Source organism: Acidianus ambivalens, assembly GCF_009729015.1.
GTDB lineage: Archaea > Thermoproteota > Thermoprotei_A > Sulfolobales > Sulfolobaceae > Acidianus > Acidianus ambivalens.
The window spans coordinates 1556197-1570833 of the sequence record NZ_CP045482.1; the positions used below are offsets into that span (position 1 = coordinate 1556197).

7 protein-coding genes, 7 pseudogenes and 2 CRISPR repeat arrays (1 of these 16 only partly in view) are annotated in these 14637 nt (G+C 36.4%); of the genes and pseudogenes, 6 read left to right on the top strand and 8 right to left on the bottom strand.

Annotated elements, in window-relative coordinates:
- Positions 1 to 162: a CRISPR direct-repeat array (repeat unit 25 nt; unit sequence CTTTCAATCCCTTTTGGGATGCAAC); it begins 688 nt to the left of the window's first position.
- A 534-nt stretch (positions 163 to 696) separates the two neighbouring features.
- Positions 697 to 1602 (top strand): annotated as a pseudogene (cas1, locus tag D1866_RS08980) (CRISPR-associated endonuclease Cas1).
- A complete protein-coding gene (gene cas2 / locus D1866_RS08985; RefSeq protein ID WP_152939218.1) occupies positions 1580 to 1858 on the top strand; it encodes a CRISPR-associated endonuclease Cas2 in 279 nt (92 codons plus the stop codon). Before cas1 ends, cas2 begins: the two are co-directional and overlap by 23 nt.
- Positions 1859 to 2195: 337 nt before the next feature.
- Here the strand turns inward: cas2 and D1866_RS13830 are convergent.
- The 4 genes and pseudogenes from D1866_RS13830 to cas4a all read right to left on the bottom strand — a co-directional run bounded on the left by D1866_RS13830 (position 2196) and on the right by cas4a (position 5166).
- Positions 2196 to 2571 (bottom strand): annotated as a pseudogene (locus D1866_RS13830) (type II toxin-antitoxin system VapC family toxin).
- Entirely contained in the window at positions 2562 to 2783 is a 222-nt protein-coding gene (locus tag D1866_RS08995) for a VapB-type antitoxin (RefSeq protein WP_152939220.1), read from the bottom strand. Before D1866_RS08995 ends, D1866_RS13830 begins: the two are co-directional and overlap by 10 nt.
- An 84-nt stretch (positions 2784 to 2867) precedes the next feature.
- Positions 2868 to 4112, bottom strand: coding sequence for a hypothetical protein (locus D1866_RS09000; protein ID WP_152939222.1), 1245 nt, complete (start codon positions 4110 to 4112; stop codon positions 2868 to 2870).
- Positions 4113 to 4284: 172 nt separating this feature from the next.
- A complete protein-coding gene (gene cas4a / locus D1866_RS09005) occupies positions 4285 to 5166 on the bottom strand; it encodes a type I-A CRISPR-associated protein Cas4/Csa1 (RefSeq protein WP_155861137.1) in 882 nt (293 codons plus the stop codon).
- Between the two features lie 553 nt (positions 5167 to 5719).
- Positions 5720 to 7145: a CRISPR direct-repeat array (repeat unit 25 nt; unit sequence GTTGCATCCCAAAAGGGATTGAAAG).
- A gap of 103 nt (positions 7146 to 7248) precedes the next feature.
- Between cas4a and cas6 the strand changes: the two genes are divergently transcribed.
- The 3 genes and pseudogenes from cas6 to D1866_RS09020 all read left to right on the top strand — a co-directional run bounded on the left by cas6 (position 7249) and on the right by D1866_RS09020 (position 9744).
- On the top strand, positions 7249 to 8031 hold the full coding sequence (gene cas6, locus D1866_RS09010) for a CRISPR-associated endoribonuclease Cas6 (protein ID WP_155861138.1): 783 nt from the start codon (positions 7249 to 7251) through the stop codon (positions 8029 to 8031).
- 219 nt (positions 8032 to 8250) lie between these two features.
- Positions 8251 to 8523 (top strand): annotated as a pseudogene (locus D1866_RS09015) (IS6 family transposase); the annotation flags it as partial.
- Positions 8524 to 8592: 69 nt separating this feature from the next.
- Positions 8593 to 9744: an MFS transporter gene (locus D1866_RS09020; RefSeq protein WP_152939224.1), complete on the top strand. Its 1152-nt coding sequence runs from the start codon at positions 8593 to 8595 to the stop codon at positions 9742 to 9744.
- 523 nt (positions 9745 to 10267) lie between these two features.
- Here D1866_RS09020 and D1866_RS09025 read toward each other — a convergent pair.
- Positions 10268 to 11583: pseudogene (locus tag D1866_RS09025) on the bottom strand (ATP-binding protein).
- 216 nt (positions 11584 to 11799) lie between these two features.
- Between D1866_RS09025 and D1866_RS09030 the strand changes: the two are divergent.
- Positions 11800 to 12306: pseudogene (locus D1866_RS09030) on the top strand (U32 family peptidase); the annotation flags it as partial.
- A gap of 14 nt (positions 12307 to 12320) precedes the next feature.
- Here the strand turns inward: D1866_RS09030 and D1866_RS09035 are convergent.
- The 3 genes and pseudogenes from D1866_RS09035 to D1866_RS09045 all read right to left on the bottom strand — a co-directional run bounded on the left by D1866_RS09035 (position 12321) and on the right by D1866_RS09045 (position 14637).
- Positions 12321 to 12564, bottom strand: a pseudogene (locus tag D1866_RS09035) (sulfurtransferase TusA family protein).
- 305 nt (positions 12565 to 12869) lie between these two features.
- The gene (locus tag D1866_RS09040) at positions 12870 to 13598 is read right to left on the bottom strand and encodes a hypothetical protein (protein ID WP_152939226.1); all 729 of its coding nucleotides are present in this window, start codon (positions 13596 to 13598) and stop codon (positions 12870 to 12872) included.
- A pseudogene (locus tag D1866_RS09045) lies at positions 13595 to 14637 on the bottom strand (nitric oxide response protein). Before D1866_RS09045 ends, D1866_RS09040 begins: the two are co-directional and overlap by 4 nt.

The following is a 14637-nucleotide window of genomic DNA, read 5'->3' on the forward strand; positions in this document are numbered from 1 at the left end:
ATTCTATCTACTCTTTCAATCCCTTTTGGGATGCAACGTAAGGTACATTCTCTATAGTCAAACGAATCTCTAACTTTCAATCCCTTTTGGGATGCAACAATATGGTGAGCAAAAAGCCCATGGCTCATATCCGAATGCTTTCAATCCCTTTTGGGATGCAACTGTTTGTTTTATTAACCTCTGTCCTTATTTTTCTCTTTTCTCATTAATAAGTTTTCATCACACCTCTTAGTTCTTCATGCGACCGATTTTCCTTGTAATTTTAATTTCGTAATACGGTCGCATGGTCTTCCTGTTTATTTGAAAGAGAAAATGTATTTATAAGGCTTCAATTCTTCTTTTGATTCTCGCAACGGTCGCATTGAGACCAAAACTTTATCGCTTTTAAACTCTTAATAAAACTCGAACATCTTGGTTAAACTATCGTCAATAAACGATTCTAGAATAGTTACGTTCGTAAGAATTTATTCAGAAAATAAAGAGTAATAAATAATAGCTTTTTATAAAAAGGAGCCAATATCTTTATAAAAGAATTTATAAGTCTCGATTTTTCCCTCACAGAATTAACAGCGTAAAACTAAAAATCGTTTTCTTAAAATTTTTATCAAGAATAAAGCTATATAATTTACATTTATACGCAGTATTATTGAACACTTTTTATTCATGGTTTATAACTTGGTAATACCAAATTTTCCTATGGATAAGAAGATTGCATTCGTCAAAGATTATGGAGCATATGTAAGAGTTAATAACGGCCTTTTCGAGTGTGTAGTAAATAAGGAAGTTAAATGGAAGTTATCTCCAGTAGAACTCCACTCCATCGTCTTTTTAGTTAATTCCTCCCTTTCTTCAGAGGTAGTAAGGCTTGCTAATGAGAACGGAGTTGACTTAGTTTTCTTTTATAACCACGAGCCTTACGCTAAGCTTATTCCAGCAAAGTACGGCGGATCCTTTAGGCTTTGGACTATGCAGTTAAAATCTAGGAAGAGAAAAGTTGAATTTGCAAGATTCACAACCAGCTAGTAACCCTTACGTTATTATGAGAAGAAGTACGGTTACGATTTGAATACTAAAAGGTTGGACGAACTTTCTACAGAAGTTCAGTTAGTTGAGAGCGTTGAAGAAGTGATGAGCAAAGAAGCTGAGGCTGCAAGGGTTTACTGGAGGGGAGTTAAATCGCTTTTACCTAAATCGTTAGGATTTAAAGGAAGGAGGAAGAGACAAAGCGAGAACATTGACGTATTTAACGTAGCACTTAACATGGGTTACGGAATGTTGAGGAAAATCGTATGGTCTGCAATAGTTTCCGTGGGATTAAATCCTTACATAGGTTTTCTGCACAAGTTTAGGGAAGGTAGACCTTCATTAGTTTTTGACCTTATGGAAGAATTTAGGTCCCCCTTTGTAGATAAGCCTTTGATAGGTATGGCGATGGAAAGGCCTGACGACGTATCTGAGGCAAAGGAAGTTTACTCTTTGCTCTCTAAAATTAATGAAGAAGAAATTTATACACAGGCAAGAAAATTAGCTAAAGCAATAATTGAAGGGGAGGAATACACTCCTTTCACGGCGAAGCGAGTTGCTTTTCCTAGTATTTTATGATATAACAGATAACGAGTTAAGGAATAAGGTGTCGTCTTTCCTTAAGCAGAAAGGTTTAGAGGGAGTTCAATTGAGCGTGTTTTTAGGAGATTTGAATTCCTCAAGGTTGAGGGACGTAGAAGCGGGATTAAGGATGATTAGGAAGAAAAAGGGAGAAGGTAGGTTTTTCATTTTAATAGTCCCTATTACCGAGAACCAATTTAAGCAGAGGATTATAATATCTGACGAGAAAGAGGACGAAGAGAAAGAAGAGTGAATAATATGGTGATGAGGGATTAAATCATGTAAACTATTAGCTGGTTAAATATTGAGATCCTATGCCGTTAATAACATTTTCAGATGATTATGTTCATAACAGTATTACCGAAGTAGTTTTTGTTGACGATCTTCCAACTGATGACTGCTCACAAGGATGGGAGGGTATTGGTGTTTCCCTCAACTAGCCCCAATGTGTATGATCCCTTAGCCCGTGGCGGAAGTAAGGATAAGTTACGCCACGGGTAAACACATTATATAGTATTGCAAATAGGTTTTTCCACTGATAATGTGTTTGCCAGCGACAGTAAGAAGGAGTTACGCCACGATTTAGTCACTTATAGGTCTATAATTTCTATCTCATCTTTAACCCTTTCAAAGTCCTTATCATTCGTAACTAAAGGAATCTTCAACTTCTTACTTAAAACAGCTAGGTAAGCATCAGCAGGGTCTAAATTCTTCTCTACAACATAACACACTAAATCTCTTATCTCATCATTTTTTATCTCAATTACTTCACCCACGTTTATTGGCAGTGATGCTATAAGGTTCAGATAACCTAAAGCCCTTAACTTCTCACCTTTTTTAACTCAGTTCCATGTACTTCCTTAAAGCCCACTCCATGAATTCTATTAGTGTTATAACGCTAGCCTTACCTTTTCTCCTTATAAAAGCACTTGTATCTATTAAGGCTTCGTCTCCTCCTAAAGTGATTCCCTAAAAGCCTCTTTCAATTTCTTAGACGATATGGATTTAAGGAATTCCGTAAAGTCTTCAATATACTTTAACTTCTCTAATTCCTCAGCAAAGGCTGTGTAAGGAGTTAAAACTATAATTCCACCCAAATCTATAACGTAGATTTTCTTATTAGCATACCACTTACCTAGGTAAACTCTTCCTTTAGAATCAGCTATTTTTACATCCATAAATCGTGGTGGGAATATAAAATAAAGACTTTTTCCCACAAGTTGAGTAAAAACAACTTCGATTGTGGTGAACGCGTTGAGATATTATTTTAGCTCTACTTCTTTAGCCACATCGTCAATTTTAACGCAATTATTCTTTATGCACACTTCTACTCCTTCCACCTTCATAAAATGTAATATTGATGCTAAGTTGAATATAACGCTTGTTACCTCTGCGTAGGAAGTCCTCTCTCCTTCGACCTCGGCAAGCTTTATATCGGCATAACTCGAAATGGCTAACCTCTTCCACCTTTGATAAGCTCTTCTATCCGAAGTAACAACGAGGTAATTCTTAATTAAGTCAGCCTCTATTTTAGGTATTGCGACGTCACAAATAGTATTTTCACTTGGTAGCATCCTACTTTTAGCCCTCAGCGTGTCGTAAACCATGAATACTGCATTGCTGAAAGCTTCCTCCTTACCTTTCTTATTTACCGTCATTAATATCTCATTATGCACACAGTAAGGAATTACCAAATCCCTTATTTCGTGAGTGTGTATTCCATAATAGATTAAGTTAGTATCTATCAGCAGAGGCCTCCCGTAGGCTACTTTCTCTATATCCTCATCGTCGACAAGTATTTTATAAGCCCCGGCAAGACTTAATATGCTTTCCCTTAATTCATCATCTTGTATGAACATTGATAAAGACTTTTTAGCCTTATCGTAGCTTGTAGCAGAAGTGTTTAGGATTTCCTTACCTCTAACTCTTAAGGATATATCCTTGTCTTCGGAATTGAACTTGTTAAGTTTTTCAGCAGTTAATTGTATAATTGCGGTAAACTCTAAATCCCTCTCTACGTAATCCTCGAGGTTTAAGTCAAGGTTAACTCCCGCGATATTTGAATAACCCAACAATAGCTTTTCCTCTAAACTCCTAGGCACAAAGGGATAATAATACCTTATCCAAGGGCCGAAAGCAAAGAGGTAATTTATTAAAGGGTACTTGCCTTTATCCTCTGCGTGAAGTAAAGTCAAGTAAACTGCTATTATATTAGCCCCTGAAGTGGGGATTAAGAATACCTTGTTGCATGACTTCGTCTCCTCTTCTATCATTTTCTTAAAATCATCAAAGGACATAATGTACAGCTTTTTCTTTACGACTTCCACGCTGTGAGAGTTAAGCTCCTCGAACAATTTCTCCAATTTCCTTAGATGTACGTCGTTAAATTCGGCATATAAAATTATGAACTTCTCAGGTCTTATTAACTCGTAAGTCCTTACAATTACCGAAAAAGCGCTTTCAAAGGTGAAGTCTGAACGGTTTATAGGAATTACTGCGCATTCCATACTTCTATCTAGATGGAGGGATTTTTAAAAACGCTTCTCTGGATTCTTCAGTTTTTCTCAATAAGAGCGTATAGCTAGCTTTTAACTCAACATAAGATTTAGAATTTATTTTGCTTCTTCTACCTAAGAAATTTCAACAAAGCAGGAATAGACTACACGCATTCCGTTCTAGTCAGCTAGGATGGCAGACTTTATAATAGGGGCATTCCTTTTCACAATCGTTAGCAATCCCAGGGTCAATTACGTTGTCCATTATTTCCAAAGCCTTGTCCCTCTTATCTAAAAATTCGCTCCTCAGGGAGTTAGAGATTGGGATAAGCTTACAATTGCTTTTAACTTCCTTATCGTCCACGTTAACGTAACATAAATAACCGAAGTCAATAGGGATTTCGTATTGACTTTCAAAGGCTAAAGCATAGCCAGCAAGCTGTAACTCGTGGGAGTATTTATATTTCCCGGTCTTCATTTCTGCTATTAAAGGGATAAAGGGAACGAAGGCGTCTATTCTCAAAGAACTACTCAGCCCAACAAGGCTTCCATCTACTGGGTACTCAACGCAAAATGGGACGACTGAAGATACTAGAGAATCTTCAGTAAGATTGAAAAACTTACTCCTCACTCTATCTAATTCGGCGGAGTAAATGTTAGTTATGTAATCCCAAAGAGTTTTAACGTAGTCTGCTTGGTCTTCATATTTCTTTAGAAAACTGTAAAACTCGTCAGTCATCAAGGTCTTCAATTTGTTACCGTCAATTTGGGGAGATGAATACAACAACCTCTTTATAGTGTTTATTGCAGTCGAATAAGTGTCATGAATAGCTCGGCCTTTCTTGATTAAACTGCTTTCCTCTCCTATCTTATAGCCCTTTTGCCTCAAGTACAAGTTCCTCAAAGTACTGCAGTAAATTAACTCCGAGACTGAAGTCTGAGAAAAGTGTTGCGAATATATCGGCGGTTCGTTCCAATTCCATCCCCTAAGCTCCTCGTCTACAGTCCTAGGACTCTTCTTTATCCTCCTAGATAACAGGAGGATATCCGATGAAGTAAAGAACACAAAGATTTACGGAGAACAGGAAAATAAGCCTTTCTCCCTTCTAAGTCTGTTAATCATAAAAAGTTTTTACAAAAATCTCCAGTTTAACTTTCAAGATTTAAGAGTTTTTTAAGTAATTTTATTAAAAACGATTTTTAGTTTTACGCTGTTAATTCTGTGAGGGAAAAATCAAGACTTATAAATTCTTTTATAAAGATATTGGCTCCTTTTAATGAAAACTGATAACTATATTTCCTTATACTCTAAATATAGTTTAAGGGATGTAACTAATCTTGAACTGTTTAACGAGAATAACTGGTATAAATAAGTTCGAGTTTTATTAAGAGTTTAAAAGCGATAAAGTTTTGGTCTCAATGCGACCGTTGCGAGAATCAAAAGAAGAATTGAAGCCTTATAAATACATTTTCTATTTCAATTAGTGAAAAAGACCATGCGACCGTATTACGAAATTAAAATTACAACGAAAATTGGTCGCATGAAGAAATAAGAGGTGTGATGAAAACTTATTAATGAGAAAAGAGAAAAATAAGGATAGAGGTTAATAAAACAAACAGTTGCATCCCAAAAGGGATTGAAAGCCCAAGAACTCATGAAGTACGGCTTAGTAGTATTCGTAGGTTGCATCCCAAAAGGGATTGAAAGATTTCCTTAGGTAAAGGTAATATGGTGTAAACGTAATCTGTTGCATCCCAAAAGGGATTGAAAGGCCCCATTGGTAGGGTAAAATCCTAGTTCTTTTAGGAAGTTGCATCCCAAAAGGGATTGAAAGAATAATACGCCCCGCTTAGCCTTTGTGAACTGTTCTAATGTTGCATCCCAAAAGGGATTGAAAGACAATCTGTGATGCATGTGCTAATCACTTCTTCTTGACATGTTGCATCCCAAAAGGGATTGAAAGTTTTCTTATCCCCATTAATATCTATGTTTCCGCAAGTAGTTGCATCCCAAAAGGGATTGAAAGTTATCGGCAGAAGTAACTAAGCCAGCATTATTAAGCATTGTTGCATCCCAAAAGGGATTGAAAGCTTCTTATGGAAGCATCAGTAACGTTATCAGTAATGAAGTTGCATCCCAAAAGGGATTGAAAGATTTCAACTTCATAACCGTTAAAATCACCGCTAATTTCAGTTGCATCCCAAAAGGGATTGAAAGTCAATAGCAATTGTTTCGATAACTGCACATAAAATATAGTTGCATCCCAAAAGGGATTGAAAGATAATTCTAGACCTTCAATCTTCTTATCATTGATAATTAGTTGCATCCCAAAAGGGATTGAAAGTCATCTGACGTCTTAAATACGCTTTTGGATATAATTTTAAGTTGCATCCCAAAAGGGATTGAAAGATATGCAATAATTTATGATTATGCAGAAATTATAGAATGTTGCATCCCAAAAGGGATTGAAAGTTTTCATGTTCATTTCAACTTCTAGAAGAACGTAGTCTTGTTGCATCCCAAAAGGGATTGAAAGTACGTTGACGTTGAGCGTGATATTATTATTTGCCGTGATGTTGCATCCCAAAAGGGATTGAAAGTTTCCAACGACCTCACCACTCCTACTTAGGAAGAACGAGTTGCATCACAAAAGGGATTGAAAGATATTATGCAATTAGGAGAAATAGATATTATTTATTGTACGTTGCATCCCAAAAGGGATTGAAAGAAAACTGATAAATGTCCTTGTTCTGCTAAAGTCTGAAAGTTGCATCCCAAAAGGGATTGAAAGTTCCCGTCTGGGTTTGTAATGTAACAAAACTCATCATCGGTTGCATCCCAAAAGGGATTGAAAGGCTATTTCATAGACATCTTCTAATGGTCCCCTCTTTATCGTTGCATCCCAAAAGGGATTGAAAGAACATTATCTAGTCTCCAAAGGAGGAAGAGGAAGGAGGTTGCATCCCAAAAGGGATTGAAAGTTAAGCAGAGGATAACGTTTAGATGGGAAGAAGATTATGTTGCATCCCAAAAGGGATTGAAAGAATTCTGAGGGTCTATGATTTTTGTTAAATAATTGCATCACGTGAAGAAATTGAGGAATAAGTTTTCCTAAAACTTATAATTAATCTCTTAATTAGTTATCTTGTGATATTCACTTTTACTTTCGAAGTTAAGCCTGATAGGGACGCTATAATCCCTCCTTTTACTTCAAAACTTAGTAGATCTATTTTCCTCGACTTTTCTCCTACTTATTCGAAGTTTATAGAAGCGGAAGAACCTTATAAGCCCTTTAGGATTACGGTCTTAAAGGACGGAAGTACTCCGATTTACTCCAAGGGAAACGGCATGGTGACTTTGACCGGAGGGAAGATATATAATTTTAGCGTTACCACTACATTACAAAAGGTTGTTGAAGAAGTAGTTAGGACTACTAGTATAGATAAGGAAATATTTAACGCAAAATTTCACGTTGAACTTGATAATATGGAGATGAAGGAGGAGTTGGGACTGGAGGATTCGAGGCTTTACAAGGTTTTCTTTAATACTCCTACTTTGCTCCAGCCTCCTAGGCCTAAGTTTAAGAGGAAGGAAAATAGGTTCATCCTCTTCCCTTACGTTCCTTCCTTTTTCTACTCCTTGTCGTCTCACTGGAATAAGTTCATGAATGAAAAAATAGTAGGAGTCACGGGAAGTAAGACTCTTTACTATTTCAGGGAAGTGGATTACAACATTCGCCCTGTTACTACGTATTACGGTAAAACTCCTACGAGAGGTTTCACGGGTTGGGTTCTATTCGAGCTTAAGGCTAAGAGGAACAGTAAGATAAGGGAGAACATTAGGAAACTTCTGGATTATGCTAACTATTTCGGAGTAGGTAAGAGTAGGAGTATCGGTTTTGGAGAAGTTAAAGTGTTGAAGATAGAATAAGCTTACTCTGGACAATGCGTAATTAATAAGGAAAAATAACTACTACTATCTATTACCTCCTTTTATCAATAATGGAGTTTAACCTTCTAGCATGTTCCTAGTCCTTAAGCAGAGTTATCTTCTCCGTTCACCTTTAGCTGAACTCTCACGTCCTTGAATACAGATCTCTGACTCCTCTCCGCCTCAGAGATGCGAGGCTTTCCGTCCCCTTAACCCCCTTTATTTGTAATATTACTATTTGAAGGCGGAGGCTTGAGAAGACTATTAACCACGACTGTTAGCCTTGGTATATTATACTTTCAAAACTCGGTGTTAAACACGAGCACTTTGACTTTTGTCAAGAGAAACCTAGTTGAACAAGTGTTCAGGAGTTTAAAGTTAAGGCTTGCAAGCATGGACAATCACTTCCCACACAATGCCAGTAAGGTTACAATACTGAGGTGGGTTAAGGCGTTCTTCACCTTATACAACCTCTTACAACAAGGTGAATGAAATTGTTGGACACACTCAGCACTAGAATTGGGGATAAACTTAATCCCCTATTTACTAATACATAACCCAATGTTCAGAAAATTGCTACTCTCCAGAGCTTTAAGGAGCGTGGGATTAGTGTTTATCTCTATAGCTTCACCGCTTTACCTAAAGGAAATAGGATTCTCACCCTTATTAATAGGTTTGACCTTTTCTGGTACTTTCGCTTATACTGCAATAATGTCAGTATCCTTAGGAATGTTGGGGGATAGAAAAGGATATAAGAAATCATTAATAATAGCTGAAGGAATCTCAACGTTAGGGGTTTTACTTCTCTTAATATCACCCTCTTCCTTGATAACGGCTCTAGGAATAATATTTGCCGGAATAACCGGAGGAGTTTCTGGATTAAGAGGTCTATTCTCTCCCGGTCTAACAGCACTAGTAGTATCTAACTGGAGAGACGAAACTGAGAGAGTTAAGAAAATGGGAGCTTTAGCCTCAGTTTCATCCATATCATCAATGGGAGGAAGCTTAATGCTTTCCTTAACTAACTACTTACCCTTTGGGAAAATAGGTAATTACAAGTTCCTCTTCTTCCTCTCATTCTTAATGCTTCTTACTTCTCTTCTCTTAATAGTTCCAATAAGGGAAGAGAGAAGACCTCCTAAGGGTTCGAAAATAATGAGGAAGAGTAGCCTAAAATACCTAATTAAAGTAATTACTGCAAACTCTATAGGCTCGTTAGGTGTAGGTATGAGTGTTCCCTTCTTATCCCTATTTTTCTCACTATACTACCACGCTAAAAATACGGAAATAGGAGAAGTGTTTACACTCAACTTCGCCTTATCATCCTTAGGCTCATATTTAGCTACGAAAATTAGGGGAAACATACTTAATTTCGCTTCTTTTACTAGAATAATAAATGGGCTTACCATAACCCTTATAGCATTATCTCCATGGTTCACCCTTTCAGCAGTCATATTCGCATTAAGGGGACTTAGTATGGGATTTGGCTCACCTAATAGGACAGTGGTTAACGTTAGGGGGATATCTTCAGAAGATTACGGTACTGCTTCAAGCCTTCAGTCCTTAGCGTCGAGAATAGCTAACATGAGCTCTGGGTTAGGAGGGTATTTAATGGATCTAAGTGTACCTTTGCCATTAGAGATAGGAGGGATCCTTCAGGCCCTGAGCGGAGTACTTTACTTAAAGCTATTCAACGAGAAATATAGCAGTTAAGGATCAATTATCTTATAGTCTTTTTCATAATAGCTGCAACGGACTTATAGCTTCATTCAAAAATATTGGAAAAACTTATATTATTGTGAGACAAAACTTATAATAGATAATAAACTAGAGATGAGGAAACTTTTCCGTACTTATACCTTCCTCAAGTAAGTCGTGAAACTTATTAATCTAATAACTAGTATAATTACCTTTAGAAACCAGATAATAGAATTCATCCTTAATTCAAGAGCATAATCAAGCCATAATAAGTATTAACCCAACGCTTCAAGCTAACTTATTCAAAACTGGAGAATAGAGAGGCAAGAAGAGCAAAGTTTGGAAGCAGTAACGATAACGTAAGAAGACTTATGAAAACCAGCATTATTAACACGATAGAATCGGAATTCTTAACCCTAAGTAAGTAAAGAAAAGTAATGAAAACCCTAGAATCTTAGAAGAAAGGCTCATAAGATAAGGCTTACCATTAAACGGGGGAATACAAGCAAGAATATTAACCTTCTATGTACAAATAGTTCTAGCTTATTAAAGAGTCTAGTACATCATCTAGGCTAAGGAGGAACTTATATGCAGGGAGAACTTTAATTCCTTCTATCTCTCTTTCCTGCTCAAACGTAATCACAAGCGAATTATCATAACTAGCATATTTCTTAAACTTCTTTAAGCTTTTCAACTCTCTCTCCTCATTTTCATTATTCAGTTCATAAGTTATCTGTATAGGAAGGATCTTTTTCCCGCTCTTTATAATAACGTCAATTTCGGAGTTCTCAGAAGACCAATAGTACAGTTCATAAAATCTCTTCAAAGCATATCTATATAGATGCTGAACTACCAAGGTCTCAAAAGCCCTTCCAAGAGATGCGGTAGAAAAGTACTTTAGAAAGCCGTTATCTATTACGTAAACTTTCCTCGGAGAATTCTCTATGGCCTTAGGAGATATTGAATAGTTCTTTAGGAAAAAGACTAGGAATGACTTTTCAAGATATTCGGAATACCTCTCGACGGTCTTTACTGGGATTTTAAGGAACTTAGATACGCTATTGTAAGTTATTTTAGAGGCAGAGGAGTAAATGTAGAACTTTGCAAGAGTCCTTATCTTCTCCTCCCTTCTAAGTTTATACCTATTAACAACATCTTTTACAATAATAGTGTCAAAGTAGGAGTGAATAAGCTCAGCCCTAACTTCTGGATTAAGTACAACGTCCGGAAATCCGCCATAGTTAATCATCTCTATCAGTTCTCTCTTTATCCTATCCATGTTTTCAGCGAATTCGAGTACATCTTTTATTTTTATCCCTTTAAATTCCAGCACCTCACGGAAGGAGAGAGGAGTGACTCTAACTTCAACGTGCCTTCCAGAGAGTAGAGTTGTAAACTTTGAGCTCAATAGCTTTGCTGACGATCCCGTAACAATTATCTTTGCCTCGCATCTTTCTTCTAATCCTCTAACGAATCTCTCCCAACCTTTAACCTCTTGTGCCTCATCTAGTACAATATAAGTAGGCTTACTCTTATCCTTTTTTACGAAAGTTAGATAAAGGTTTACATCTTCAGAAGTAGCTCATAGTTAAGGTTTATCAGTCTCTCGTCGTCGAGTCTGATAATTAAAGTATCTTCAAGGTTTACTCCATTTTCTATTAATCTATTCAGTACTTGCCTTGCAATGAAGGACTTCCCAGCTCTTCTAACCCCAGAAATTGCTATGACTTTCACGCTGTTTAGCAGTTTTATTATTCTCTCTATATAACATTTCCTCTCTATTCCCAGGTTAAGTCTTTCCTTTCCCCAGAAGTTCCATTCTGACATTACCTTAAGTAGTTCTTCATCATTCACAATATAGTATAACGCTTCTGCTAATATAAATTTGTCATATATGACAAACCACCAAAGATTACAAAAATAGTAGTTTAAAGGGATAAAAAGCCTCGCTAGTGAGAATAAATAGCCTCCTTTGTAAAAATGTTTAATACCTCATTTTTTCTTAGTATCTCTTAGTAATGCTAATTATGCCCCTCCTCAGCTCGATGGGAAAGAGGGAGGGACAATCATTGTGCAACTGATGTCTTAAACGATCCAGTAAATTTGATAAGGAGTAGGTGGATTAGGCCAGAGGATATAAAATACTACGAGGAGATAGGGATAAATAGGTTTAAGATCGCTGGGAGAAATAAAAAGACAGAATGGATATTGAACGTGGTTAAGGCTTTTGCCGAGAGAAGGTATGAAGGAGATCTCTTAGATCTTGTTAGCTACCCTCAAGGGAGAGCGGCAACAAAGGCTATTCAGATGGTTAATGGGCCATCATCCTATTCTGTACTAACTAAAGTGAAGATAGACAATACAAAGTTCCCTGAGGGATGGATAAAGTTCTTCCTTACCAACGATTGCGATACGAGAAGTTGCAAGGAATGTAAATATCGTGATATCGTAGCTGAAAGAGTAATTACAATAGATGGAGAACCATTTAAGACTGACAAATGGAATATAAGGCAATCTTATCCAATCAATCTAATACCGAAATTTAAAGAAAATGGTATAAAAAAAGGAAATCAATAATTAGCTACTCCTAACTATTTCATTCTTTTAATTAATATCCTCGTTACTCCTCCTTGTTGTTGTATGTCAACTACTTGGTTTCCGGTTCTCCTAGCCCACGCTTCAATGTCAGGTTTCGCAGCAGGATCAGTTACAAGTATTTCCAAAACCTCACCAACATTTATTTGCTTAATTGCCTTTTGCAGGTTCTAAAACTGGGCCGGGGCAATACATCCCCCTAGCATCTAACGTCTTTGCAATCCTAACCTCTTGAGACATAATATAAGATTCTCCTTAAGGTTTCTAAAACTTCTTATATATGCAAATTTTTTTAATTTGGCACCTCTTATCCTATTAATCGAGTTATTTCTTACTTTCTCTGAATATATTTAGTGTCGATTGTATTTATAAGTCATCCAATTTTTCTAATAGACTAGTACTCTGATATTTACAATTAGCTTTAACTTAGGCTCAAGTTAGACACCCAAAAGGTAGAATGCTTAGTCATTTAGCTTAGGGAAAAGTGGGGAAAAAGGTAACAACAGCGAAAGTTTTGCTCAGATCAAATACTTCCCTTATAGAAGCTAGATGGTAAGAAATATTCTTGATAAAGTATAAGTTATCGTTAACAACACTACAAAGAGTATATCCTTCTTTGATCCTCTCTTGCCTAATTCCCTTATTTCCTTAGGAGATTTCAGCTTTTCTCCCGGTATTAGGTATCTAGTTGACGGCTCAATTAACGTTATTAGAGTGATTGGGTTATTTAAACTCAGCACTATTAGTAGAACTAATGAGACTACCCAACTTATCTGTACAACCCTCTTATCTAGTTTCCTATATGGTATCTTATATTCCACATATAATGCACCAGTAAAAATGTAGAAAAGCCAGTATATTGATGGTATAAGGAAGAGAGGGTTATTAATGAATAATCCCCATACAATCGATATAGATGCTTCAAATGCAGTACCTATTACGTTTCCCCACATAGTGTATTTTGTAAGATATAATGTGAATGTGAGTAACATTAGCATTAACGGTATCAAAACGTAGACTATCCTTATCTCGTTATAAGGGAGAAATACATAAGGGATAATCGGAGGTATCATTAACAGAATGTCCTTATATCCTATCTTTAAGGACATAATTTTAGGTTGTAAATATTCCATTATAGGTAAAGTGTAAGCTATTATTGGAATAAGTACCAATGCCTTTACTAAATTAACACTGAAGAACGGTAGTAGAGCAACTACATAAGTGAGTACTCCTAGGAAATATAACGCATGATTTCTAACTTTACCTCTATTCATTTAGCCATCACCACTTGTTTAAGTGTTAATACAAAAAATGAAAGTATTCCAATTCCTTGTAATGGAGAGGCCAATAAAAAATTGGTATTGATAATCCGAAATCGTACAAGAACCTCATTATTAAGCCAACATTTAACAAGATAAATGGAATATATGAAGGCTTCACATGTATCCTTCTATTGAAGGCATTGACAAATAAATCCATCAGTACTACATCAACTCCAAATACTGTGTTGAAGAGAAAACCCACTGCTATTGCGTGGATGTATATATCATAATTGAAAACTAATATTGACGCAATCAAAAGATATATCCAAGCAGTGGCCAAGTGGAGAATCGGATACCTCCTTCCCTTAAATCTGTATAACCCAGAAGCGTGAAACGATAAAATCCACGCTAAAATCATTAAAATACTACCATTAGGGTAAATTCCCATCCCAATAGCTAATAGTATGAAAGCCAATACGTTTTTCCAATGTCTAGCAATTTTTACTCCAGTTACAAGGGCGATATCTCTATCCATCACTGCCAAACTCATGCTAGCAGGGAATATTAGGTTTATGTAAGGTATTGTATATCCCAATCCAAGTTGGAACGCTACTATAGCAGATGATATCATGATAGAGTAAAATAGTAACCAATTGTAGGTTGTAGGTGACAAGCCTATTTTTGATACACCTAAGTATTCCTTTGAATGATAAAGGAGGATTCCCATACTAAGTAGGATAAAAATAAGTCCCAATTGTTGACTAAGGAAAAGGAATGAAATTGAACCTAAGATCACAGACGATAAATAAACTGCTATTAGCCTATTATCAGCAGTTTTTCCACTCCATTCGACACTTAATGCTACCAATACTTCGTTTCCTATTAAAGCACCAAAAAAGCCATATATCATTATAAACCAGTGAGCTGGGAATAATGACTCCGTAGGGTCTATGAAGAACCCTTGCATGCTCATGAACTCAAATACTGCTGGTACTCCTCCAAGTAAAAGCAGTAATATCCCCGTAATCATCAATAAAAGTGGTAATCTCAT